This is a genomic window from Corynebacterium lactis RW2-5, from assembly GCF_001274895.1.
Taxonomy (GTDB): Bacteria; Actinomycetota; Actinomycetes; order Mycobacteriales; family Mycobacteriaceae; genus Corynebacterium; species Corynebacterium lactis.
In genome coordinates, this window is record NZ_CP006841.1 from 2,110,291 (window position 1) to 2,134,069 (window position 23,779).

General features: G+C 61.0%; 28 protein-coding genes. 11 read left to right on the plus strand and 17 right to left on the minus strand.

Annotated elements, in window-relative coordinates; all coding sequences use genetic code 11:
• Positions 1-40: 40 nt before the first annotated feature.
• Positions 41-925 carry a 16S rRNA (cytidine(1402)-2'-O)-methyltransferase gene (gene rsmI, locus CLAC_RS09225; protein ID WP_053412665.1) on the minus strand — a complete coding sequence of 295 codons (885 nt, stop codon included), beginning with the start codon at positions 923-925 and terminating at the stop codon, positions 41-43.
• Positions 926-950: 25 nt separating this feature from the next.
• On the opposite strand from rsmI, the gene CLAC_RS09230 reads away from it, so the two are divergent.
• A complete protein-coding gene (locus tag CLAC_RS09230) occupies positions 951-2,486 on the plus strand; it encodes a dolichyl-phosphate-mannose--protein mannosyltransferase (RefSeq protein WP_245621854.1) in 1,536 nt (511 codons plus the stop codon).
• A 26-nt stretch (positions 2,487-2,512) separates the two neighbouring features.
• Here CLAC_RS09230 and CLAC_RS09235 read toward each other — a convergent pair whose 3' ends face one another.
• The 6 genes from CLAC_RS09235 to CLAC_RS09260 form a co-directional block, all read right to left on the minus strand.
• Entirely contained in the window at positions 2,513-3,265 is a 753-nt protein-coding gene (locus CLAC_RS09235) for a zf-HC2 domain-containing protein (protein ID WP_053412667.1), read from the minus strand.
• Between the two features lie 22 nt (positions 3,266-3,287).
• Positions 3,288-3,692, minus strand: a complete 405-nt coding sequence (locus CLAC_RS09240) for a DoxX family protein (protein ID WP_053413382.1) — start codon at positions 3,690-3,692, stop codon at positions 3,288-3,290.
• A gap of 187 nt (positions 3,693-3,879) precedes the next feature.
• Entirely contained in the window at positions 3,880-5,049 is a 1,170-nt protein-coding gene (gene sepX / locus CLAC_RS09245) for a divisome protein SepX/GlpR (RefSeq protein ID WP_053412668.1), read from the minus strand.
• 157 nt (positions 5,050-5,206) lie between these two features.
• A complete protein-coding gene (locus tag CLAC_RS09250; protein ID WP_053412669.1) occupies positions 5,207-5,839 on the minus strand; it encodes a GNAT family N-acetyltransferase in 633 nt (210 codons plus the stop codon).
• Positions 5,840-5,856: 17 nt separating this feature from the next.
• Positions 5,857-7,128, minus strand: a complete 1,272-nt coding sequence (gene glp, locus CLAC_RS09255; protein WP_053412670.1) for a molybdotransferase-like divisome protein Glp — start codon at positions 7,126-7,128, stop codon at positions 5,857-5,859.
• A gap of 18 nt (positions 7,129-7,146) precedes the next feature.
• Positions 7,147-8,094 carry a UTP--glucose-1-phosphate uridylyltransferase gene (locus CLAC_RS09260; RefSeq protein WP_053412671.1) on the minus strand — a complete coding sequence of 316 codons (948 nt, stop codon included), beginning with the start codon at positions 8,092-8,094 and terminating at the stop codon, positions 7,147-7,149.
• A gap of 138 nt (positions 8,095-8,232) precedes the next feature.
• Here CLAC_RS09260 and CLAC_RS09265 point away from each other — a divergent pair, with 138 nt between their 5' ends.
• The 3 genes from CLAC_RS09265 to mscL all read left to right on the plus strand — a co-directional run bounded on the left by CLAC_RS09265 (position 8,233) and on the right by mscL (position 10,309).
• Entirely contained in the window at positions 8,233-8,841 is a 609-nt protein-coding gene (locus CLAC_RS09265; RefSeq protein WP_053412672.1) for a 5-formyltetrahydrofolate cyclo-ligase, read from the plus strand.
• Positions 8,842-9,022: 181 nt separating this feature from the next.
• A complete protein-coding gene (locus CLAC_RS09270; protein WP_053412673.1) occupies positions 9,023-9,637 on the plus strand; it encodes an SAF domain-containing protein in 615 nt (204 codons plus the stop codon).
• A 255-nt stretch (positions 9,638-9,892) separates the two neighbouring features.
• Positions 9,893-10,309, plus strand: coding sequence for a large-conductance mechanosensitive channel protein MscL (gene mscL, locus CLAC_RS09275; protein WP_053412674.1), 417 nt, complete (start codon positions 9,893-9,895; stop codon positions 10,307-10,309).
• Between the two features lie 326 nt (positions 10,310-10,635).
• Here mscL and CLAC_RS09280 read toward each other — a convergent pair whose 3' ends face one another.
• The 6 genes from CLAC_RS09280 to CLAC_RS09305 form a co-directional block, all read right to left on the minus strand.
• Positions 10,636-11,133, minus strand: coding sequence for a MogA/MoaB family molybdenum cofactor biosynthesis protein (locus tag CLAC_RS09280; protein WP_425388823.1), 498 nt, complete (start codon positions 11,131-11,133; stop codon positions 10,636-10,638).
• Positions 11,134-11,215: 82 nt separating this feature from the next.
• Complete coding sequence (locus CLAC_RS09285) at positions 11,216-12,508, minus strand: S1C family serine protease (RefSeq protein ID WP_053412676.1); 1,293 nt, start codon at positions 12,506-12,508, stop codon at positions 11,216-11,218.
• A 71-nt stretch (positions 12,509-12,579) separates the two neighbouring features.
• Positions 12,580-14,022 carry a sensor histidine kinase gene (locus CLAC_RS09290; protein ID WP_245622037.1) on the minus strand — a complete coding sequence of 481 codons (1,443 nt, stop codon included), beginning with the start codon at positions 14,020-14,022 and terminating at the stop codon, positions 12,580-12,582.
• 134 nt (positions 14,023-14,156) lie between these two features.
• Entirely contained in the window at positions 14,157-14,849 is a 693-nt protein-coding gene (locus tag CLAC_RS09295) for a response regulator transcription factor (protein ID WP_082313561.1), read from the minus strand.
• Between the two features lie 201 nt (positions 14,850-15,050).
• The gene (gene rpmF / locus CLAC_RS09300) at positions 15,051-15,224 is read right to left on the minus strand and encodes a 50S ribosomal protein L32 (protein ID WP_053412678.1); all 174 of its coding nucleotides are present in this window, start codon (positions 15,222-15,224) and stop codon (positions 15,051-15,053) included.
• 20 nt (positions 15,225-15,244) lie between these two features.
• Entirely contained in the window at positions 15,245-15,511 is a 267-nt protein-coding gene (locus CLAC_RS09305) for a type B 50S ribosomal protein L31 (protein ID WP_053412679.1), read from the minus strand.
• Positions 15,512-15,955: 444 nt separating this feature from the next.
• Here CLAC_RS09305 and rpmB point away from each other — a divergent pair, with 444 nt between their 5' ends.
• The 7 genes from rpmB to CLAC_RS09340 all read left to right on the plus strand — a co-directional run bounded on the left by rpmB (position 15,956) and on the right by CLAC_RS09340 (position 20,448).
• Entirely contained in the window at positions 15,956-16,192 is a 237-nt protein-coding gene (gene rpmB / locus CLAC_RS09310; RefSeq protein ID WP_053412680.1) for a 50S ribosomal protein L28, read from the plus strand.
• Between the two features lie 2 nt (positions 16,193-16,194).
• Positions 16,195-16,359 (plus strand): 50S ribosomal protein L33, encoded by a 165-nt coding sequence (rpmG, locus tag CLAC_RS09315; RefSeq protein WP_005511413.1) that lies wholly within the window; start codon positions 16,195-16,197, stop codon positions 16,357-16,359.
• Between the two features lie 3 nt (positions 16,360-16,362).
• Positions 16,363-16,668 carry a 30S ribosomal protein S14 gene (rpsN, locus tag CLAC_RS09320; RefSeq protein WP_053412681.1) on the plus strand — a complete coding sequence of 102 codons (306 nt, stop codon included), beginning with the start codon at positions 16,363-16,365 and terminating at the stop codon, positions 16,666-16,668.
• A 14-nt stretch (positions 16,669-16,682) separates the two neighbouring features.
• Complete coding sequence (rpsR, locus tag CLAC_RS09325) at positions 16,683-16,934, plus strand: 30S ribosomal protein S18 (protein WP_053412682.1); 252 nt, start codon at positions 16,683-16,685, stop codon at positions 16,932-16,934.
• Between the two features lie 151 nt (positions 16,935-17,085).
• The gene (locus tag CLAC_RS09330; protein WP_053412683.1) at positions 17,086-18,021 is read left to right on the plus strand and encodes an AEC family transporter; all 936 of its coding nucleotides are present in this window, start codon (positions 17,086-17,088) and stop codon (positions 18,019-18,021) included.
• Between the two features lie 57 nt (positions 18,022-18,078).
• The gene (locus tag CLAC_RS09335) at positions 18,079-18,810 is read left to right on the plus strand and encodes a TIGR03089 family protein (RefSeq protein ID WP_053412684.1); all 732 of its coding nucleotides are present in this window, start codon (positions 18,079-18,081) and stop codon (positions 18,808-18,810) included.
• Between the two features lie 27 nt (positions 18,811-18,837).
• Complete coding sequence (locus CLAC_RS09340; protein ID WP_082313308.1) at positions 18,838-20,448, plus strand: FMN-binding glutamate synthase family protein; 1,611 nt, start codon at positions 18,838-18,840, stop codon at positions 20,446-20,448.
• A 16-nt stretch (positions 20,449-20,464) separates the two neighbouring features.
• On the opposite strand, the gene purE is transcribed toward CLAC_RS09340, so the two are convergent.
• The 4 genes from purE to CLAC_RS09360 all read right to left on the minus strand — a co-directional run bounded on the left by purE (position 20,465) and on the right by CLAC_RS09360 (position 23,699).
• On the minus strand, positions 20,465-20,986 hold the full coding sequence (purE, locus tag CLAC_RS09345; RefSeq protein WP_053412685.1) for a 5-(carboxyamino)imidazole ribonucleotide mutase: 522 nt from the start codon (positions 20,984-20,986) through the stop codon (positions 20,465-20,467).
• A 35-nt stretch (positions 20,987-21,021) separates the two neighbouring features.
• The gene (locus tag CLAC_RS09350; RefSeq protein WP_082313310.1) at positions 21,022-22,314 is read right to left on the minus strand and encodes a 5-(carboxyamino)imidazole ribonucleotide synthase; all 1,293 of its coding nucleotides are present in this window, start codon (positions 22,312-22,314) and stop codon (positions 21,022-21,024) included.
• Between the two features lie 63 nt (positions 22,315-22,377).
• Complete coding sequence (locus CLAC_RS09355; protein ID WP_053412687.1) at positions 22,378-22,839, minus strand: PH domain-containing protein; 462 nt, start codon at positions 22,837-22,839, stop codon at positions 22,378-22,380.
• Positions 22,839-23,699 carry a biotin--[acetyl-CoA-carboxylase] ligase gene (locus tag CLAC_RS09360; protein ID WP_053412688.1) on the minus strand — a complete coding sequence of 287 codons (861 nt, stop codon included), beginning with the start codon at positions 23,697-23,699 and terminating at the stop codon, positions 22,839-22,841. The genes CLAC_RS09355 and CLAC_RS09360 overlap by 1 nt, the downstream gene beginning before the upstream one ends.
• Positions 23,700-23,779 lie beyond the last annotated feature (80 nt).

A 23,779-nucleotide genomic window follows, 5' to 3' on the forward strand; every position in this document is an offset into this window, starting at 1 on the left:
ACTGGTTAGGCCGGAAAGCCCCGCGATAGATAACAATCGGCTAACGATTTTCCTCGCGTGCCGCCAAAACGGCCTGGTAAAGATCCCTATGCTTGCTCAGCCCCGCCTCAGCTGCCACCTTCTTGCAGGCGTCCTTTAGCCTGTCTCCCGCCGCCGCGAGCTCCTCGACGCGCTCGACGAGATCCTCCGTCGAGACCTCCCTCATGGTTTCGCCGGCCCCCTCAATCACCACAGTGATCTCTCCGCGCACACCGTCAGCCGCCCACTCGGCCAGCTCCCCCAGCGTCGCCCGCTTGGTCTCCTCAAAGCGCTTCGTCAGCTCTCTGCTCACCGACGCCCTGCGCTGCGGCCCCAGGATTTCAGCGGCGTCGGCAAGCGTCGTCGCCAGGCGGTGCGGGGACTCGAAGAAGCAGCAGGCCCTCTTCTCTGCCACCAGGGATTCCAGCCACGCCCGGCGCGCCCCGGACTTGCGCGGCGCGAACCCGTCGAAGCAGAAGTGCCCCACGCCGAGGCCGCTGAGCGCCAACGCCGTCGTCACTGCGCTTGCTCCGGGGATGCACGTCACGGGAACCTCAGCGTCGTGCGCCGCCGCCACGACCGCGAGGCCTGGATCTGAGACCACGGGCATGCCGGCGTCCGTGACCACGATGACCTTCTTCCCTGATTTCGCCGCCGCGATTAGGGCGCTGGTGCGGGAATCCTCGTTGTGGTCAAAGTTAGACACGAACTTGCCGCGGGGTTCAATCCCCAGAGCACTCGCTAGGTTCCGCGCCCTGCGGGTGTCCTCCGCGGCGATAATATCGGCGTCGGCAAGTGCCTGGCGAAGGCGGTCCGAGGCATCGGCGATATTGCCCAGCGGCGTGGCGACCAGGTTAATCCCCGCGGGCAGGGTGTGAGTATCAGCAAGCGGCTCGGAGTGGGTCATGGTTCCATAGCTTAAACTGGCAATCGTGACTACCGGCCTGCAGACCCCTCCTCATCCTCCCGAGCCTGTCCTACTTCGCCAGCGGCGGCCGTGGGATCGGTTGGATACGTGGATCTTCGCGGTGCTGATTACCCTTACTGCGCTGGCCCGGCTGGTGGGGCTGACATACGCGACCGATAACGGCACCCCGCTTTTTGACGAAAAGCACTACGTCCCCCAGGCCTGGCAGGTCCTCGAGTCCACTCGCGATCCCGTCTCCGGCGGCATCGAGGATAACCCCGGCTTTGGTCTTATCGTCCATCCTCCGGTAGGAAAGCAAATCATCGCGATTGGCGAGTGGATCTTCGGATACAACGCCCTGGGCTGGCGAATCACCTCCGCGCTCGCGGGAATCGCCGTGGTCGCGATGCTCATGGACATCGCCCGCCGCCTCACCCGGGGCTCCCGAATCGCCGTGGTAATCGCCGGAGCTTACGCGCTTGCCGACGGTGTCCTGTTCGTCTCTTCACGGGTCGGGATGCTGGACATGCTTCAGACGCTGTTCATCGTCGGCGCCGTGTGGGCATTGCTGGTGGACCAGGAGGACGTGGAAAAACGGCTGCACGCAGCTGCGTCGGGCTCGGTTCTCGGCGCCTACGGCCCGTACCTGGGCTACCGCTGGTGGCGGCTGCTGTCCGGGGCGTTCTTGGGGCTGTCGCTCGGCATCAAGTGGTCGGGGTTGTACTACATCGCAGCCTTCGGTCTTTTCAGCGTCTTCTCCGATGTGGCGTTGCGCAGGCGCTTCGGGGCCCGTCACCCGGTTCTGGGCGGCCTTGTCCGCGATACCGCTCCCGCGCTGCGCGACCTGGTGGCCGCGCCGCTGGTGATTTACTTTCTCAGCTGGCGCTCCTGGTTCGCCGAGGAAACCTCTGTCTACCGGCACCTGCCCTCCGGCGACTTGGATGGTGACCTCACTGCCCTGCCGCTGTTCGACAAGCTGCCCGAGGCGATCCGCAACTACCTGCATTACCAGTACAACGTGCTGCAGTTTCACGCCGAATTGACCACCTCGAACGGACACAACCACCCGTGGGAGTCCAAGCCCTGGCACTGGTTGGTCAGCTACCGGCCTATGCTGTACTACTCCACCGACACCACGTGCGCCGGCGGCCGGGAGTGCAAGGGCTGGATTATGCTCTTCGGCACCCCGCCCATCTGGTGGCTGCTCGTCCCAGTGGTGCTGTGGGCCGCGTGGCGCTGGATCCGCCACCGCGACGGCCGCTACGCCGTGGTCGTGACTGGTTTCTTGGCGTCGTGGCTGCCCTGGGCAATCTCCTACGACCGCCAGATGTACTTCTTCTACGCCACAGCGCTGATTCCATTCGTCATCATCGGCTACGCTCTTATCGCCGCGGACCTGGCCGGGTGGAAGTTCCGTGAAAAGCCTGCGGGGCGCGCGATAGTCACCATTCACGCGGCGCTAGTCTTGGCCGCATTTATATTCTGGCTTCCCATCATGACGGGCATCCCGCTGCCCACGGAGACATTTAACCTGCGCTTCTGGCTGCCGTCCTGGAGCTAGCGCCAGCCTCACCCGATTTGTCCGGGCTACTTTTCCTGCGGCGGCACTCCCGTGACTGGAAGCCCGGAGGCCGCCCGCCACGCCTGCGCCAGAGCGGTCGGGGTGTAACCGCCGAGCCACACGACCGCGAGAGCGACCGCCGACAGGAACATCAACAACAGTCCCGCTAGCTCGCCGGGTTCGTAGGCGCCTACGATAACGTCCCTGATCCCGAAGCCGATGCTGAAGGTCGCAATCGCGCCGTAGACGGGGGCCATGCCCATCGCCGCCCGCGGCCGCCACGCCGCCCACAGCATCCCGACGCCCAGGGCCAGGCGAATAGCTGCTAGCTTCACGGCCAGAGTCGCCCCTTGTTCCATCGGGTCGACTGTCGCGGCGGATCCCGCGCTGGGCACCTGCCCCGGCACACCCGGGCCGTGGGCGGCCTGAAGCATGGCCGAGGCGTCGGAAAGCGTGAGCACAGCCCAGGCAGACCACAGCACCGCGAGGACAATCAGCACGGCGCGGGCGGTGCCGGCGGCAAGGTTCCAGGTGCGCTCGCGGCGCCTGCGCTCAGGCTCGATCGTCAGCAGAATCCGCTCCGACAAGTCCACGCCCGAGAAGTCAGGGGCCACCGCAGGCCCCACGGTCAGCGCCCGGTTGACACTGACTGCACGCTCGTACCACTGTCGGCACTCCGCGCAGACGCTCAAGTGGGCGTCGATGACCTCGTCGGCGATAGCCGCCGGCTCACCGTCCAGGCGCGCGGAGAGCGCTGCACGAATATCCTCGCACTCCATGAAAAGTCCCTTACCTCGCCTTCTACTTCGTGAACTGGCGGTCGAGGCTGAACCTGCCGGCGCCAAAGACAAACACCACGAAGAGGCCGCCGATAAGCGCCAGAACCAGCTCCGCCCCGTTGTCCCGGACGAAGAGACCGTTGCCCAAATGCATCGACCACCACGCGCCGACCATTTCGATAATGAAAACCATGGCGACGGTCGGGGCCAGCAGGCCGAGGATAAGTAGGGCCCCGCCGATTAGCTCGACCAGCGCGACCACCCAGACGGTCAGCTCGGCCTGCGGTAGATTTGCGGCGACGAAGTATCCGGTGGTCTTGTCGATACCGGTGATGAAAATCTTGTCCCAGCCGTGGAAGATAAAAATGACGCCCACGATGAGGCGAAGTATCACGAGCGCAATGTCGCGCATTACCGGACGATCCATGAGGGTCATGCTACCTCACGAGATACGCAAAAAGGCTCCTCCCAACCCCTCGGGAGAAGCCTTTCGCCAAACACACCCGGTGTGTCATGTCTTAGGTAGGCATATCGTAACAGGCAATTGAAGCGAATAAAAAATCGCGTTGACGTGCTCAGATTCCCTTAAGCTTCAATTGAGCCTTTAACTATCTTTAGCTGACTCGGGCACGGTGTTCCGGCTGGAAATCGCCCTCGTCGAACTCGTACTCCGCATAGGGCAGGTCCGCGAAATCCGGATCCTCATCGTCAAGCTCCACTACGACCATGCCGGGACGGCGCAACCGCTGCGGGATGCCCAGCTCGTCATCATCGCGGTGGCGAACGCCGAGGCGAGCCATCTTCATGCGACGAATGCGGCGGGCGCGCAGCTCCTGCTCCGCGCGGACGGTTCGGCGCAGATTCACCAAGTACACCGCCATCAGGCCGACGCCCAGCAGCGGAATCCACCAGGTCCAGCTTCCGACGATAACGCCGAGTAGGATGCCCGCGACGATGAACGCCGCAAGGCCGGCCACGGAGCGACGGCGTCGCGCGAAGCGGGTCTCCGCGTAGTGAGCGTCGGAGACCGGGTCGAAGCCTCCACGACCGCGACGCTTCTCCGCGAAAGCGTAGTCGTCGTCGGTAAGGGTGTCGTCGACCAGAACGCCTTCCTCAGCATCGGACTCTTCTGCTTCGGATTCCGCCTCGTCGGACTCAGCTGCTTCTGCCTGCTCTGAAGGGGACTCGGCATCGTCCGACTCCGTCTCCTCGTACATCAGGTCATCGGTATCGACGAACTCACCGCGCACAGTGGCGAACGCGGAGGAGGACGCATCGGAGGAGTCAGCACGGATCTGCTCGTCATCGCGCTCAATTTCGTCGTCCGTGACCGCCTCGAGCACTGCGTCCGGCTCAGACTCGGCTCGGGACTCCTCGGGACCGTCCTCGGCCTGGGCCGCCTCGGCATCTCCGGGCTCCTCGGGCGCCTCGGCCGCCGCCAGTTCGTAGACGACATCGCCCTCGACAACCTCCGCAACCTCGGGCTCTTCCGGGGCCTGCGTAACATCGTCAATCAGCACGTCGCTGCCGTCGAACTCATCATCCACCTGCGCATCAACCGTCTCGAGGGAATCATCGACGTCCTCGGAGACTCGGATGTCGGATTCCTTGAACGCAGGGCGACGTCGGGTAGCGGAAAGTTTCTCCCCGCCTCGGTGCAGCACGCGAGTCTTACCGAGCGCGTCCGAGGTACGGCGAATCGGCTTGCGGGTGTTAACCACAAGCGGCATCAGCACAAACAGCCACACGACGACGATAAGTATCAGCAGCAGCGAACTCGACATAATCACTTCTCCTCGCGCTTTTCTCACTCCTGCCCCGAGTGCACCGCGGGTGAGCCGATCCCCGCAGCAACCAGAAAGAAGCCGCCCACCGAAAGGGCGAAAAGCGCACAAATCTAGAGTTTCAACTCACAGTATCGATACGCCGGGCCCGGCTCAGTCAGGCGCGCCGCTCGGTGGGAAATTTCTCTCCCTGCTCGTACGCAGCGAAGCCCCTGCCCACAATTGACTCGACCGCACTCGCCGCGCTCACGCGAGCGTAAGTCTTGTGGTCGCGCCACGCACCGTCCATGTGGAAGGCCTCGCGCGCGATCCCCTCGAACTCGAAACCGCACCGCTCCAAAACGCTTTCCGACGACCCGTTGGTCTCCAACACCGTCGCCTCAATCCGGTGCACTCCCACCGTAGCGGCGTAATCGCAGGCCAGCGCCACCGCAGCGGTGGCCACGCCCCCGCCGGTAAAAGAACTGCCGACCCAGTAGCCGACCCAGGCGTGAGCAATCGGAAAAGGCACGATGGAACCGAGCGTGAGCATCCCCGCGAACCGGCCGTCGACCTCAATCACAGCGGTGACGCCGGAGCCCTCCTTCTCCGCAGAGCGCCAGGTGCGCAGGAGGCGTCGGAAAGCGCGATAGGAATGCGCCGACTCCCAGTCCATGTCGAGGGTGGGCTCGACGGGGCGGAGGAGGTGCTCATCTAGCAAGCGGAGGTCGCGCCAATCCTGAAAGTCACTCCGCTCGGGGGCGCGAAGCCGAACGCGGCCACCCCGCGTGACAAGGCGCGCGCTACGCACAGCAGAAAATCCCCACGCTAGGACTGTCGGGCCATGAACAGGACATCTACGACATCGCCCGGCCGCACACGGATGACATCCTCCGGCACGACAATGAGGCAGTTCGCCTCGGTCATGCCGGCGAGCAGATGCGCCTGGGCGCTGCCGGTGCCGCCCAGTGGCTGCACCATGTACTCGCCAGTCTCGCGATCGCGCATCAGCTGGCCACGGACGAAACCACGGCGCTTCTCCGCGGACTCGATTGGCCCAACAGCACGAGCCGTCACAGCCCGACGACGCGGGTTGCGCTTACCCAGAGCCATCCTGATCAGCGGGGCGACCATGACCTCAAAGACCACCAAAGCACTGACCGGGTTGGACGGCAGCAGGAAAGTCGGAACTTTGCCGTCACCCAGCGTTCCGAACCCCTGGACAGAGCCCGGGTGCATGGCGATGCGGGAAATGTCCACCTCGCCGAGCTCCTCGACAACCCTGCGGATATGCTCCCCCGCCTCACCGCCGATTGCGCCGGTGATGACGACGAGTTCGCTCTTAATCAGTTGTCCCTCGATGATCTCGCGGATGCGACGTGGCTCTCCGGTTGCGATGCCCACCCTGTGCACCTCGGCGCCCGCGTCGCGGCCCGCCGCGGCCAGGGCGTAGGAGTTGACATCGTAGACCTGCCCGAGGCCCGGGGTGCGGTCGACGTCGACCAGCTCGTTGCCGATTGAAATCACAGACAGCCGCGGCTTCGGGTGGACCAGGACTTTCGATCGGCCAACCGCGGCGAGAAGACCGACCTGGGAAGGCGAAATTACGGTATCGACGCTGACCGCGATATCACCGGGCTGAACATCCGCGCCAATCTTGCGGACGAAGTCGCCCGAGTACACCGGATGAAGGACGTTGACTCGCCTGCCACCGCGATCGGTCCAGTTCAGCGGGACCACGGCGTCGGCAAGCGAGGGAAGGGGCGCGCCGGTCTGGACACGTACAGCCTGCTTGGGCTGCAGGCGCATCGGGTGGTGGGAACCCGCGGCGACCTCGCCTACGACGGGCAATTCCACCTCGCGGAAGTCGACATCGCTCGGGCGGGCATCCGCATGCAGCTGGCCTGCATGCCCCACGATATCGACCGCACGGACAGCATAGCCGTCGATAGCCGACTGGACGAAGCCCGGAAGAGGCTGCTCAGCGAGGACATCTTCGGCGCACAGCATGCCCAGGGACTCGGAAATCGCAATGCGAACCGGGTCCGGCATGACTGCATGCGCGGTAATCGCCGCCAGTTGTTCTTCGACTGAACGCATCGGTGCCTCTCTTCCTCGCTACTGGTCCTGCTCCAGGCGCTCCTCCATGTAAGCACGCAGACCCGCACCGTAGTCCGGGTGTCGCAGACCGAAATCCACGCACGCCCGGATGAAGCCGCCCGGGTTGCCCAGGTCATGGCGGAAACCGTCGTGGACCACCACGTGAACCGGGTGCCCCTCCTGGATTAGCAGCTCAATGGCGTCGGTCAGCTGGTATTCCCCACCTTTGCCGCGGGGGATGCGACGCAGGGCGTCAAAAATCGCGCGATCGAGCAGGTAGCGGCCGACCGCGACGTAGTTGGAGGGGGCATCCTCGGGATCCGGCTTTTCCACCATGCCGCGGACGCGCTTGACGTCAGCAGGCGAGTCCTCACCCTTCGCACCTTCGCCACCTGCGGGTTCGATATCGAAAACGCCGTAGTTGAAGACCTCTTCGTGCGGAATCTCCAGCGCACACAGCACCGAGCCGCCGAAGCGCTCGCGGACCTCACGCATGCGATCCATCACTCCCATGGGGAGCACGAGATCGTCGGGAAGCATAACTGCGACGCAGTCCTCGTCATCATCGAGGAGAGGCTCCGCAACCAGCACCGCGTGCCCCAGCCCCAGGGGTTTGTTCTGGACCACGGATTCCACGCGGATTACCTCGGTGGCACGGCGAACCTTCGCGGCGATCTTGTCCTTGCCACGTTCTGCCAGGGTCTGCTCCAGGTCGGGGCGCGGATCGAAGTGCCCCAGCACTCCGTCCTTGCTGGGCGCGGTGACAATCGCCAGACGGGAGGCCCCCGCCGACGCCGCTTCCTCAGCAATCATCTCGATGCCCGGCGTGTCCACGACGGGCAAGAGCTCTTTCGGCACCGTTTTAGTGGCGGGCAGGAACCGGGTTCCCATTCCTGCTGCAGGGACGATTACGGTGCGGACAGGATTTCCATTGCCGTTGCCCGAGTCTGGAGACGAAGTGACCATAAAAGCCACGATACCCAGATAACTAAAGTTTGTTCGGCAATCTCCCCGGCGAGTGGTGACGATTACCAGGATTCTTTTCTCTCCCCCGTGCCTCCCCGCTGGGTAATCGCCCCGAAGTCCCCGGGTACCGTGTGGGGCATGGACAAAGCAACACTCCGGCCCCTGCTCCTCTCCGCGCGGGAGCGCAGGACTGTCGACCAGCGACGTCAGCTTGACGAAGCCCTTGTCCTCAACATCTGCGCCTGGATCCGCGAGGAGCTCCCACCCGCATCCCTCCCTAGCCCCATTGTCGCTGCTTATGTCCCCTCCCTCGACGAGCCCGGTGGCAGCCTCGGCGAAGAGTTCCTACGCCGAATCGCCTCCGCCGTCCCCAAAGCTCGCCTCCTGCTACCCGTCTGCCCGCCCGGGCCACCTGCTCCTCTCAGGTGGGGTTTCTACTCCGGCTACCTGATGAAGGGCCGCTTTGGGCTCCTAGAGCCTATTGCCGTAGCCGACTCGCTTTCCCCCGATTCCCTCTCGCTTGCCGACGCCGCCATCCTCCCCGCGCTCGCCGCAAACCCGGCGACGGGGATACGTATCGGCCGCGGGGCGGGCTACTATGACCGCAGTCTCGCATACTTCCGGGGGCGCAGCGCGGTGACGGTATTCCCCGATGAATTGCGCCACGACATCCCTGCTGACCCGCACGATGTCGGCGCCGACGCGGTCATATCGGCCGACGGGATCGCCACGACGGAGCGCCCTTAAGGAAACGCCACTGACTCCCCGCATCTCTTGGGCTAGGCCCGCCGATGGCGACAGCAAAATCTCGGGAACCAAAGCGGCGATTCTCGCGCCTATAGCTATGCGGGGGTAGCTAGGCGGCACCTTTGGCTCGACGATTACTCCCCGCGCCTCCAATCGCCGGACTAGTAGGGAGATTCGCTTCATGCCCGTTTCAACACGCAGGCCGTGGCTTAAAGGCCTCGGCCGCCCACGCCCGATTGCGATCCGCCGTGGGCTCGGAATCTTTGTTCTTCTGGTAGCCGCTACACTCGCGGCCGCCGATCTACTCAACCCGGATTCTGGCTACGTCCGGGTCTTTGCCAGCGCCCGGGACCTGCAGGCCGGCAAGACTATTGAGAAGGCGGATATTGTTCAGCGCGATTTCCCGCGGGACTTGGTGCCCAAAAATGCCCTGCGGGAGGAGAAGGATTTGGTCGGCAAGACCGTCGCCCTGCCCGTGTCCGCAGGGGAACTTATATCGCACAACAGACTCGTTAGTTCCCAGCTCGCGGAAGAGTTAACCGGGGAGCAGAACAGTAAAATTGTGGCGGTTACTCCCGCCGAAGCGGGTGTTGTCGCGGTACTTCACGCGGGCGATTTGGTCGACATCATCGCCGGAGAAACTGAGAAAACGAGCACTGCGCCGCTCGCCCATGGCGCCCGTGTTGTCAACATCATCGAAGAAGAGATTGTGTTAATTGCATTACCCTCGGGTGCCGCGGAATTGGTTGCAACAGCTTCACTAGATTCCCCGCTGACCCTGCTCATAACTGGATAACCGCTGGTAAATCACCTCATTCAATGTGGTGGACAGTATTATTCAAAGCCCTTTTAGCCCCTCGCATTTTCCGGACCTAACCTCGAAAGATCAGCGGACGAATACTTTTGGCGAAAACCGGGCTCGGCTGTATTGCGAAACAAAGTACTTCCGTCTATCTTGAATTAATCTGAACCGGTAAAACTCTGCCGGTCTCTGCCAATCATCTCCGGGGTGGGCATCCCGCCCTCAAATTGAACAAAGTTAGGTATGAAGATGCTCAAGGGCTTTAAAGACTTCATCATGCGCGGTAACGTCATCGACCTTGCAGTCGGTGTTGTCATCGGTTCCGCTTTCACGGCCATCGTCACTGCTTTCACCAAGAGCCTGCTCGAGCCGCTGCTGAACACCATCGGCGGCGCTGAGGTCAAGGGCCTCGGTTTCGAAATCATCTCCGGTAACCCGTCGACCTACCTCGACTTCGCTGCCGTCATCACCGCAGCGATCAACTTCCTCCTCGTTGCAGCGGTTGTGTACTTCGTCATCGTCGCTCCGATGAACAAGTTCAACGAGATCCGTGAGGCTCGTCTCGAGACCCCGGCTGAGCCGGAGGTCACCGAGGCCGACCTGCTGACCGAGATTCGTGACCTGCTTGCTGAGCAGAACGGCAAGCCGAAGCACGAGCTGAACTAACAGCTCGCTGGTAATCCGGTATCAGCAGATAAACAGATAATAGGCGCCGAGGAGAACAACTCCTTCGGCGCCTTTTTCGTCGTCGTTCTGCCCTTGCACAGAGTTGAGGGACCTACCCCCAGTGCGGCGGGCGCTGACTCTTCCAGAAATCTTCGTCGAAACTACGAATATCTTCGGGCGACTCTACTGCCCTGCCCCCGCTCGACCCGGCGCTGGCCGAAGCACGCCGACTTCGGGGCCTGCGCTGGGAGGAAAACTGTTTGGAGGGCGCCCCGGCCCTGCGGCGTTTCCGCCGGCCTCTTTCGTCTCGAGACAGTGCCGACAACTTATACGCTCCAGCGGCACAAATCGTCCAGAACGTGCGCTACAAGTGGGCCGGCTGTGGCCATGCCATCGCGAATGGCTTCGCGAGTCTCGGCGAGATTGACAATCACGGTCTGGCCAGAGACCCCAGCCAGACCTCGGGACAGGCCGACCTCGAGAATTCCAGCCGCGAGACCGGAGGCGCGAATAGCCTGTTCGAGGCCATGCACTCGGGTATCGAGAACTTTCCGTGTCGCTTCGGGAGTTTTCGCCCGCGGACCCACGCCGACACCGCCCAGGGTGACTACGAGGTCAGCACCACCGACAACCGCGGTATCGAGAGCCTTACGAATCTCGCGCTTAACCGCGCCCGTGCTCACGACGGCATCCACCGAAAACCCTTGCTCTTCCAACAGCTCAACGATCAGCGACGCTGCGCTATCGGCATCCTCGAAATGGTCGCCCACAAGCACGACAAACGCGTTTCGGGACCGGCGCTCCGCAGAAATTAGGCGCTCCATCTCTGCCAAATTAACGTCGCTCGGTTCTGCCGCCGTAGTATACGCCATCGCTCGCTCTCCTTCTTAGTCCCTGCCGGGAAGATTAGCTCGGGGCCTCTCCGAGCGTGACATCTACGGTCCGCTCGTTGCCTCCGTTTTCGTCCGTAACTGTAAGTGTGACAGAGTCCCCGATGCGATGCGACCGAATGGCGGCGATTAGTGCAATACCGTTATCCAGGACCCGATCGTCGACCTTCTTAATCACATCTCCGCCCTTGAGACCTGCCTTTTCCGCAGGGCCACCCGGGGTCGTCTCCCGTACCAGTGCTCCATTGGTAATCGGGCGGGTATCAATTTGCGCCCCAATCGCAGGCATCCGGGCATGCCCATTCTCAATGAGGTCCTCTGCAATGCGGCGAGCCTGGTCAATGGGAATGGCGAAACCAAGGCCAATGCTGCCGGCCTGCTCAGAACCCTGCTTCATCGACGCAATAACACTAGGAACACCAATTAGGTTGCCGTCCATGTCCACCAGCGCGCCACCGGAGTTGCCCGGGTTAATCGCAGCATCAGTCTGAATCGCATCGATGACCGACGATTCCCCGTTCTCGGCAGCTGCCGAAACCGGCCGGTTCTTCGCCGAAACGATTCCCTGCGTCACGGTCGAGGTCAGGCCCAGAGGAGAACCCACCGCAACGACCTGCTGGCCGACCTGAACCTGCGAGGAGTTGCCTAGAGAAATTGGACGAAGACCATTGACGCCTTCAATACGAATGACCGCGATATCAGTTGCCACATCACTGGCAACGACCTTGGCCGGGTGCGTCGATCCGTCGGAAAGCAGGACCTGCATTCGGCCGCCCTCCTCGGAGCCTGCGACGACGTGGTGATTAGTCAGCACCAGGCCATCGGAGGAGAGAATTGAACCGGACCCCGAAGCAACGCCCGCCTCAGTTTCCGTGGTGATAGACACGACGCTGGGCAATACCTTCTGAGCGACCTCTTCGACCGAACCCGATGGAGCTGCAGCCTGACGAGTCTCAGCGGGCTCCTTCAGGGCATTTTGCGTAGTCGACGAGCTATTAGAGTTAGCCACTACGAGCGCCGCTGCACCTCCGCCGACTGCGGCGGAGCCCAACATCAGCGCCGCGATAGCGAGCGCGCCCAGCCCCTTAGAACCAGAATGACGGGACTGGGGCGGATTCTCATTGGGATTTCCGGACAAGTCCTGCCAATCCTGCTGGATGTTAGGCTGTTGCGCTTGAGCTGATTGACCTGCTGGGACGTTTCCGGCCTCGCCGACCCCGGAGTTGGTACCGGCCTCGGCCCCAGAGGCCGGGCGCCCCCACCCCGCACTCCCCGATTCGCGGGAGTTGTCGTCAAAGAAGTTTGTCATACGCTATACCTTGCACTGCGCGTCTGACAATAGGCTGAGAACTGTCTACAGTCTCGCCCAATTTTGACGAATTATTCCGCTACAGGGCCGGAGTGCTCACTGGTCGAATCGGAAAGAGCCTCCTCAACGAGGCTCCCGTCTCCTGCAGGTTTAGGACTGCCGGGAAGCGAGACCCGCATAAGAGCACCTCCATCATCCGACTCCTCTGCAGAGATAGTGCCACCGTGGCGCACAATGACGGACTTAACGATCGCCAGGCCCAGGCCGGATCCAGGCATCGACCGCGACTTAATCGAGCGATAGAACCTTTCGAAGACCTTTTCGCGGTCCTCCTTTGGAATTCCAGGACCCGAGTCGGCGACCGTAAACTCCGCGACGGCATCGCTCTTGGAACGCAGCCGGATACGCACCGTGCCCGATTCCGGAGACCATTTCGCCGCATTGTCCATCAGGTTCAGGATCGCTCGACCAAGCCCCGCGGGATCGCCGTAGATAAACCACGGTTCCTGCTGCACGTCGAAGGTCAAATCAGGCCGACGACGCTCAATCCTCTCCAGGGAAGAAGCAATAATCTCCTCTAGGTCAATCTCTTCGATGACCTGCTGCGGGCCATCCTCGCGAGCCAGGTCCACCAGGTCGCCGACCAGGGTCGACAGCTCTTCCAGCTGCGCGATGACATCGCTTTCCAGGTCCGCGCGATCCTTCTCCGATATCGCAGTGCCGCTCCGGGAGGCCATCATCAGCAATTCGATGTTAGTTCGCAGCGAGGTCAACGGTGTCTTCAGCTCGTGGCCCGCATCCGCGACGAGCTCCGCCTGCTTCGTGCGCGAGGCCTGCAGAGCCGCCATCATTTCGTTGAAGCTCCGCGTGAAACGAGCCAGCTCGTCGTCTCCTTCGACCGGGATCGGACGCAGCTCATCCGTAGCGGTGACGCGCTCCGCGGCGACCCGCAATCTCGACACAGGCCTCAAACCCGTGGTCGCAACCGTGATGCCGGCGCCAATCGCAAACAGCACGCCAATAGCCGAGATAGTCAGCAACACGACTCCCAGCGCCTGCAGAATAGACTGCGTCGAAGTCAGGTCCTGAGCCAGAATTAGCGTCGCACCATTCGGGTCGCGGATAGCGTAGACCCTGCGCCCATTGAACTCGTCAGTGCGCATCGACTCATCCCGGTTACCACGTAGGACAGCCAGCTCGGGGCCACCGATCGAAATCGTATCGCCCTTACCCGTGACGCTATTCCGGGCGAAGTAAACCGCGTCGAGATCAGGATTCAGAATCTTCAACGACTCCGCCGACACACTCGGCTCAATCGCGAACTCCGATGCGTACGGCGACTCCAGAAGCTGTTTCGCCTGGTTGCGCAGATTGTTGTCAACCTCCCTGTAAAGAGTCGCCTGCACCGTAAAGAACGCCGCCAGGGTCATCAACCCCACCGACGCGGCAACAATCAACGCGGTCAGGATGGTCAGCCGCCAGCGCAGCGAGGGGATGCGCGAACGTCGCGGCAAATCACCGCCGTCTTCGCCGGAAGCCCTTCCGCTCTTTCGCCCACCCCCCTGCTTTACGACGGAAAGAGGCCCCGTAATCAGACCCGGGGCCTCTTTTTCCAGAGTGTCACTGGAGGTACGCCGCCGGCGTAGAATCACGGCGCAGTCTCCCGCATCACGTAGCCAACACCGCGGACAGTGTGGATAAGGCGAGGTTCTCCTTCAGATTCAGTCTTACGGCGCAGGTAGCCGATATAGACCTCGAGGGCGTTTCCCGATGTCGGGAAATCATAGCCCCAGACATCCTCAAGAATTGCGGTGCGGGAGAGCACTCGGCGCGGATTGCTCATCAGCAGCTCAAGCAGCGCGAACTCAGTACGGGTCAAACTAATGCGACGTTCACCGCGGAAGACCTCACGGGTCTCAGGATCCAGCGTCAGATCCTCGAACTGCAAAGCGGTAGCCTCAGCGGAGGTAGGACCGTCGAGAGCGGAGCGACGCAGCAGGGAGCGAACGCGCGCTAAGAGCTCTTCCAGGGCAAACGGCTTCGGAAGGTAATCATCCGCGCCCGCGTCCAGGCCAGCGACGCGCTCGGAGACCGAGTCACGCGCAGTAAGCATCATGACAGGAAGGTCATCCCCCTCACTGCGGAGTCGACGACACACATCCAGGCCGTCGAGCTTAGGCATCATTACGTCCAAAATTGCCAGGTCCGGACGGTCCGCTGCAATCTTTTGCAGGGCCTGTTCACCGTCTTCGGCCAAGTCGACCGTGTAACCGTTGAAGGTCAGCGAGCGGCGCAGCGACTCGCGCACGGCCTGGTCATCATCCACTACCAAAATCTTCATAACGTCCATTGTGCCCTGATTAGTTAAGGCCGTGTTAAGAGAGGTACAGATAATTCGTTAAATATTCAGCCGATTCACCGCGCGCAGCTACTTTGGCGCTCCAAGCGCAAATCAAAGGATAAATAAAGCCCCGTCCTCAAGGCGCCATGGAGAATTTCCGAAGCCTCGGGGACGGGGTGATTAAAAGCTTTAGGCTCGCGACTAGAACTTGTCGACGTCGACCAGACCGAGCTGAGCGGCCTTAGCGATACGACGAGGAACGTTGTAAACGCGACCGCCGACCTTGATCTCCTGGAGAGCAACGTTGTCGCTCTTCCACTGGGAACGGCGTGCGCGAGTGTTAGCACGCGACATACGACGCTTAGGTACTGCCATTTTCTATTCCCCTCCTATCCTTAGTTCTTCTTCGAGCGGCGAATGCGGTTGCCGTAACGGCGCTGGAACTTCTCGACGCGGCCAGCGGTGTCCATGACGCGCTGTGCACCGGTCCAGAACGGGTGCGACTCGCTGGTGACGTCAACGACGATCAGCGGGTACTCGTTGCCATCTTCCCACTCGACGGTGCGGTCGGAGGTGGCGGTGGAACGGGTCAGGAAAGAGTGGCCCGTGCTTGCGTCCTTGAATACCACCGGGTGGTAGTCAGGGTGAATGTCCTTCTTCATGAAATCTCGTTTCCCTCAGGATTGAACTTCAGGTCGCTTTCGCGCCGCCCCTCCACAATGCCTATCTAAATAGGACTGAGCGAGACTACTTACTTCTCCTATAAAACATAGGAATACGGGCGAATCGTGCCTGAGTTGGGTACGAACAAAATATGGCACCTAAATACTTAGAGGTGACACTCGTGGGAATATTACAGGCTAAGTACCTGAAATTGAAATTCCCATGGCCAGGTGGCGGCCAGAAAGTCGCAACGCAGCACCCTTCGGCAGGCGATTAGGTTTTCCGGACACCCCTGTGTAAACTTTCCTCTCGCTGTTGTCTATTTATTCGTTTACGCGCTCAGTGTCGGATGTCAATGCGCAGCGCCCCGGGGGAAGCATCCTTTCCGGTGTGGCGCGCCAAAGGTACTCGGCAGTGAGCGGCAAGGAAGCAAAGGAATCCCTATGTCGGCGATTTGCCAGGTAACGGGACGGAAGCCGTCTTTCGGCAAGACCGTATCCCACTCCCACCGGCGCACGTCGCGCCGTTGGAACCCCAACGTGCAGCGTAAGAAGTTCTACCTCGCCTCTGAGGGTCGCCACGTTACCCTTAACGTGTCCCCGAAGGGTCTGAAGACCATCGACAAGCTCGGCATCGAGGCAGTAGTTGCTCAGATCCGTGCACGTGGGGAGAAGATCTAAAAATGGCACGTAATGACATCCGTCCAATCATCAAGCTGAAGTCCACTGCGGGTACCGGTTACACCTACGTGACCCGTAAGAACAAGCGCAACACCCCGGACCGTATCACCATCAAGAAGTACGATCCGGTAGTCCGCAAGCACGTCGAATTCCGCGAGGAGCGCTAATTCATGGCTAAGAAGTCCAAGATTGCCAAGAACGAGCAGCGCAAGGAAATCGTCGCTCGTTATGCAGAACGCCGCGCTGAGCTGAAGCGCATCATCAAGTCCCCGAACTCCACCGACGAAGAGCGCATGGATGCGCAGTACGAGCTGAACCGTCAGCCGCGCGACGCATCCCCCGTTCGCGTTCGCAACCGCGACGCTGCAGACGGTCGTCCGCGCGGATACCTCCGCAAGTTCGGCCTGTCCCGTGTTCGCGTCCGTGAGATGGCCCACCGTGGCGAGCTCCCGGGTGTCCGTAAGTCCAGCTGGTAAGTCGAGGAGCACCAATGAAGCGCAATCAGCCTAACAAGAAGGCGCGGATGGAGCAGTCCCGCCGCCCGAAGAAGAACCCGCTCAAGGCCGCAGGCGTTGAGAAGGTTGACTACAAGGACATTAACCTGCTCCGCCAGTTCATCTCCGACCGCGGCAAGATCCGTTCCCGCCGCGTCACCGGTCTGACTCCGCAGCAGCAGCGCCAGGTCGCTACCGCTGTGAAGAACGCCCGCGAGATGGCTCTCCTGCCGTTCACCAGCCGCTAAATCGGCTGGCGGGGAGCTCGCACCGAGAGCAGCTCCCACACGGCTAATTTCGCGCTGGGTCGCATGGTAAACATGCACAACAGCGTTTAAAAGGCCCGCAACCAATACCGTTTAATCGGTAGGTTGCGGGCCTTTTGTATGCTTAATACCTATGCTCAACCTCACCGAAATTCTCACAGGCTTCGGCTCCGTCGCCGTGTTAATCCTGGTGGGTTGGCTCTTTGGCCGCAGTGAAATCGTGGACAAGAAGGCATCCTTCACCCTAAACATGGTGGTGTTCTGGATAGCGATGCCCTGCATGCTCGCCCATACACTCGCTACCGCCGATGCCGGCGCAGTATTCGGTGCGCCATTCGCTGTCGCAGCAGTTTCCGCCTTGGCCACTGCCGTGCTCTATAGGATCGTGGCTGCTCCACCGCTGCACCAACGCGGTGCCGACGCGATGGTCGGGGCCATGTCGTCGTCCTATAACAACGTCGCTAACCTGGGTATCCCCATCGCGGTCGCAGTGCTTCACGACGCAACCGCAGTCGTCCCCGCCCTCATCTTCCAGATTGCCTTTTACGCGCCTTTGTCGATGATAATCCTGGAAGTGCTAACCCGTCGAGGCCGCTTTAGTATCCGCGCGACGCTGACCGCACCGCTGAAGAATCCAATTTTCCTCGCGGCAATGGTCGGGCTTTTCGTCAATGCAACCGGGGTTTCAATCCCTGAGGTTGTCACCAAGCCGGTAGGGTTACTCGGCCAAGCCGCAGTTCCGATGGCGCTGCTGGCCTTCGGCATCAGCCTTCACGGGATGCCCTTCATGGAAGCCGGACGCTCTCCGCGCCGAGCCGTCGTGGTTGCTTCGCTAATGAAGCTGGTCGTCCACCCTGCCCTCGCCCTACTCGTTGGATGGGCCGCCTTCGGACTCTCCGGTAAAGCGCTCCTAGCCGCCGTCGTTATCGCTGGCTTGCCGACGGCCCAAAACGTCTATACTTTCTCCACCCGCTTTGGCTGCAACCTCGAGCAGGCCCGCGACTGTGGCGTAGTCACTACTCTGGCCTGTTTGCCAACGATTTTCCTATTCACGCTCGCGCTCACCTGATTCTTTGCGACGTCCGTCCCTCAACGCAGCGCAGCAAAGGTCGCTACCCTGGAGGGCGTGGAAATTCTCAAGACTCTCCTCGCCTCAGACCCGTCCATTCCCCGACTGACTTGTTACGACGAGACTACTGGCGGCCGCACTGATTTGTCCGCAATCACCCTGGATAATTGGGCCTCCAAAATCGCCAACATGCTTCACGATGAATTCGACGTGGAACCGGGTGACAGCGTCTGGATTGATCTCCCTCCAATTTGGCAGGTTGCATGCATCGTTCTCGGATGTGAGCGCGCTGGAGTCCGGGTAGACGCGAAAGATCCCCTGGTCGTGTTTACGAGCGTCGGCAAGCTGAGCGAGTGGGAAGAGACGCAACCAGATGCCTACTTGGCGGTGGTGACCGATGATCCTTTCGGGCGTGGAGTCGTCGAATGCGGCGGCGAGATTCCGCCGGGAGTAATCGATTTCGGCCCGGAAGTTCGCTTCCACCCGGATGCCTACATGGGCAGCGGTCCAGAGTCGGAAGACTCCCCTGTAATTGGGGACGAATCAGCGAATTGCCTCCTCGCGCTTGCGGAAGCATCTGCGCGCGAACTCGGGCTGGATGACAAGGCACGAGTCCTCTCCCACGGATGGATTGATCCAAAAACCACACAGTTAAAGGCAGTGCTATGGGCGAAATCCGTCTTGTCTGCGTGGTCCGTTGGTGGTGCGGCAGTTATCGTGCGGGGCGGCGATTCTGAGCGACTGGAGCAGATAGCCACCGCAGAGAAGGCAACAATCCTTCAGGTCTAAATCCGCCACCCGGGTTATCTTTGAAATGTGATTACCCGTCCGTATATTCTCGCAATTCTCGCTGTTCTCAACGTCGTTGCCGCACTTGCGGTCTGGGATCTGAGTCCCTGGTGGTGGATATTCCTCGGCGCGATGATAATTTTGGACCTCATCGCGGTGTACGACATGTTTCAGAAGAAGCATTCGATTCTCCGTAACTTCCCGGTCATCGGTCATCTTCGCTACATGGGCGAGACCATTCGCCCCGAAATGCAGCAATACTTCATCGAGCGCAACTTCGACGGCGCCCCATTCGATCGTGACACGCGCACCGTCGTCTACGAGCGAGCCAAGGGCATTTCTTCGAAAAAGTCCTTCGGCACTGAGCGCGATATCACTAAGCCGGGCTACGAGTACGTGCGCCATTCCATGGCACCAACGCACGAGGTCATCGCTAATCCGCGCGTAGAAATCGGTGGGCCCGATTGCAAGCAGCCGTATTCTTCTTCGATTCTCAATATTTCTGCGATGAGTTTCGGCTCCCTGTCCCCCAACGCAGTGATGGCGATGAACAAGGGCGCGAAGCTGGGCCACTTCGTGCAGGATACCGGCGAAGGTGCGATTAGCCCGTACCATCTCAAGTACGGTGCGGATATTTACTGGCAGCTCGGCTCTGGCTATTTCGGCGCGCGAACCGAAGACGGCGACTTTGACCCGGAGCTGTTCCGCAAAAAGGCAGCTATCCCGCAGGTAAAGGCAACCTATCTGAAGGTTAGTCAGGGCGCGAAACCGGGTCTCGGCGGAATGCTCCCCGGAGACAAGGTCAACGAGGAAATTGCACAGACCCGACACGTAACTGTCGGCAAGGGGGTGATGAGCCCTCCCTATCACCGCGTCTACTCCACTCCGCGCGAGCTGGTGCGATTCATGGGCACCATGCGCGAGCTTAACGGCGGCAAGCCGGTCGGATTCAAACTCTGCGTCGGCTCGCAGCTGGAGTTTCTCGCGGTCTGCAAGGCGATGTTGGAGGAAAACATCACACCGGACTTCATTGTCGTGGACGGCGCTGAGGGCGGAACTGGCGCGGCACCGTTGGAATACTCGGACCGAGTAGGCCTACCGCTGACTGACGGTTTGATTCTCGTCCACAATGCTCTGGTCGGTGCGGGTTTGAGAGACCGCACCAAGCTCGGCGCCAGCGGAAAAATTATCACCGGCTTCGACATCATCAAGCGAATGTGCATCGGCGCGGACTTCGTGAACTCCGCCCGAGGAATGATGATGGCCACGGGCTGCATCCAGTCGCAGCTGTGTCACACGAACACATGCCCCGTCGGTGTCGCCACGCAGGATCCGAAGCTGTGGAAGGCTCTGGATGTCGACGACAAGGCTCAGCGTGTGGCCAATTACCACGATGCGACGGTGAAGGAAGCAGCAGGCATGCTCGCGTCCATGGGACTGTCGGACTTCTCTGAACTGGGCCCTTCTTATCTACTCCGCCGTACCAGCGAAGAGGTCGGTGAGTCTTACGCCGAGCTCTACAACTGGCTCTCCCCCGGCGAGCTTCTCACAGGCACTCGCTTCATCAACTGGGCCGAGGCCTGGGAGATGGCCGACCCGGATACCTTCCGCTACCCATCCGCGCACACTCGCGCGTAGGTCAGCGACTAGGCGGCTAGTTGCCCATGAGCTTCTGGCGCAGTTTTTCGTCCTTAGCCAGAACCTCGTCGCGCATGTTTGCCTGGTACCGCTCCATCGCAACAATCAACTCCGGGTAACCGGCCGAGAGGATACGGACAGCGAGCAGCCCCGCATTCTTCGCGCCGCCCACACCAACAGTCGCAACCGGTACGCCGCCGGGCATCTGAACGATGGATAGAAGCGAGTCGACGCCCTCCAAGTTCTCCAGGGCACGAGGCACTCCGATTACGGGCAGCGGTGTCGCAGAGGCGACCATCCCCGGAAGGTGTGCCGCTCCCCCGGCTCCCGCGATGATGCAGCGCAGTCCCTTGTCCGCGGCGGACTTTGCGTAGTCAATCATGCGTTCTGGTGTGCGATGTGCGGACACAACGCCGACCTCGAAGGGCACCCCGAACTCTGCCAGCACCTGCGCCGCGGGCTCCATTGTTGGCCAGTCGGAATCAGACCCCATAATCAACCCGACTAGTGGCCCCTGCGCGTCCTTCAACTCAAGCATTGTTTTGTCTCCTCGTCCCGCTTCCAATGCGCCTTTTAGCTGTTTTCTGGCTTGCCGACGTACCCATCGGCCCACTTACCGTTCACGATATATTCAGCGGCGAGGTTTGCAATCTTGCGTGTCTCAGCGATGCCCTCAGCTGTAGCGTCGTAGCCACAGAGGTTGACGTGGCCAAGCTTGCGCCCCGGACGCCATTCCTTTCCATACCAATGAATCTTGACCGAGGGAAACCTGCGCCATACCTCGGCAAATCGGTAGGCAATCGGACTGTCGGGAGCCTCTTCGCCGCCGAGCGTATTTACCATCACCGTGACGGGGGCGGTGGGGCGAGTCGACCCTAGAGGAAGATCAGCGACCGCGCGCAGATGTTGCTCGAACTGACTGGTCTCACAACCGTCCTGCGACCAGTGACCGGTGTTGTGGGGGCGCATCGCCAGCTCGTTCACGAAAATCTGGGGGTTGCCTGCTTCGTCTGTGGTTTCGAAAAGCTCGACGGCCAGGGCCCCGGTCACCCCCAGCTCTGTTGCCACCTTCACGCTGAGGTCGCGAGCCTGGGCCGCCAGGTCGTCGGAAAGCCCAGGGGCCGGGCAGATTGCCTCTACGCAGATTCCATCTCGCTGCACCGACTCGAGCACTGGCCAGGCAGCCACCTGGCCCGAAGGAGTCCGAGCACACATGGCGGATAGCTCTCGTACTAGGGCAACCTTGCGCTCCGCCATTAGTGGCACGGACTGTCCCAGCAACTCGGAGACCAACTCGCGCAAGTCCTCGCGGCTGCCAGGGAACCAAACCCCGTGCCCGTCGTAGCCTCCCCGGCGGGCCTTTAGACAGACGGCTCCATCAACTCGGTCGTGGAAAGCCAGGGCTTCTTCGACGGATTCAATTGCTGAATATTCCGGAACTGGAGCGCCCATTTTCTCCAGGCGCTGGCGCATCAGAAGCTTGTCCTGCGCATACAGAAGAGCCGCCGGCTGGGGCTGGACTGAGTAGCCCATCCCCGACAGGCGGTTCAGAAACTCGGTGGGAACATGCTCGTGATCAAAGGTCACAGCATGAGCGCCCTGGACTGCACGCTCCACGTCTTCCCAAACGCGGTAGTCGCCGATGACGATGTCGTGACAGACCTGAGCTGCAGAAGAGTCGCGCGAGCCCGCTAGCAGCTTAATCGACTGACCCAACTCGATCGCCTCGGTCTGCATCATACGGGCCAACTGCCCGTCACCGATGACAGTCACAATTGGCACACCGCGCGGATGCGCAGGATGCCGCTTAGCAGCGGAAGTAGAATTTGCAGGATTATCTGGTGTATCCGTAGCAGTCACGCCCATGATTGTAGGGTATCGCCCACCAAGCCTGATAAACGCGGACTGTATGCGGCCACCGCCTGCCGATTAGGTCATCCGGGAAACCATCTTCGCGACTTTTCGCGCTGACGGGATGTCTTCGACCTCGAGCAGCGGTCCGAAATAATGAGTTCGGAGCAAAAGCGCACTTCCTCGCCTGTCGACACTGCGCACGGAACGTAAATCCACCGTCGTCACTCGTGGACGCAATAGACCACGTCGGAGAAGGATTCTCCTGTCGGTCAGGACGAAGCGCTCTCCTAACCAGTTCAGCGAAGGGCGCACGACTCGCCACAATATTAAAACAGTCCAGGCGAAGAACAGAAAAGTACGGACCGGCTGCATCCCCGCCCCCACCGTGGCGGAACCGTCAATGAAGCCAATCATCAACCCAACGACTCCGGTAATCGCCATCAGCTCCAACAGGGGCCAGACAAGCCTGCCGAAGGTCGGGTTCGTATCGAGCAGAATTTCCTCATTCGTATCGAGCTCAGAATACGGAAAGGACATTACTTTCGGTCCCCCACCGCGTAGCTCCCATCAGTGGCACGAACGTGGAACACATCGCCCGCTGCTACGAAGTGAGCGGTGCCCAAATGATCCGTGACTACTAGCTCGCCATCACTGCGCACATCCGAGGCACGGCCCGTAAGAGTCTTGCCTCCTGGAAGTTCCACCCTCACTTCACTACCAATGGTTATGCAAGCACGACGATATTCTTCGAGCAATTCTGCGGAGCCCTCGCGCCACTGCTTCTCGCGCGCATCCAACGCCCGTAAAAGCCCTGCCACTAACTCAGTGCGCTCCAGGTTAGGTGCCCCCGCGAGGAAGAGAGAGGTTGCATGGGCAACCGGTAGCTCCTCCTCCAGCAGCGACACATTGACACCAATGCCGGGGATAAGAATCGGCGGCGCAATCGATGCTGCCTCCACCAGGATTCCACAGATCTTTCGGCCGTCCACCAATACATCGTTCGGCCACTTCAAACCAACCCGATCGCGCTCCAAACCCGCCTCAGACACCATCATGTCCACGACTGCCAGCCCGACCACTAGTGGCAGGAGTCCAAGTTGGTCGGAATCAATTCCCCGCGGACGAAACAGAACGGACAGTGCGATTGAAGCGCCGTAGGGCGCCGCCCACTTACGGGCTAGACGCCCTCTGCCCGAGGACTGCTCCGAGGCGAAAATGGCACTTCGGTCCGGCACTTGTACCGCAGTGGCGCGTTCTGCCGCCACCTTGTCCTTCAAATCCGCATTAGTCGACCCCGTACTATCTAGCACCTCGATACTGTTCCACCCGGGAGCGAGCGAGCGCAGCTTCGCCGCATCTACAGGCCTGCGAGAAGATTCAATACGAGCGTCAGTCATGCACAGCATCTTAGGCGACACCGCGGATTGACGGCGCCGCAGGAGCAACTACCGTCGGCAAGCCCCAGCGAGGAACTAGC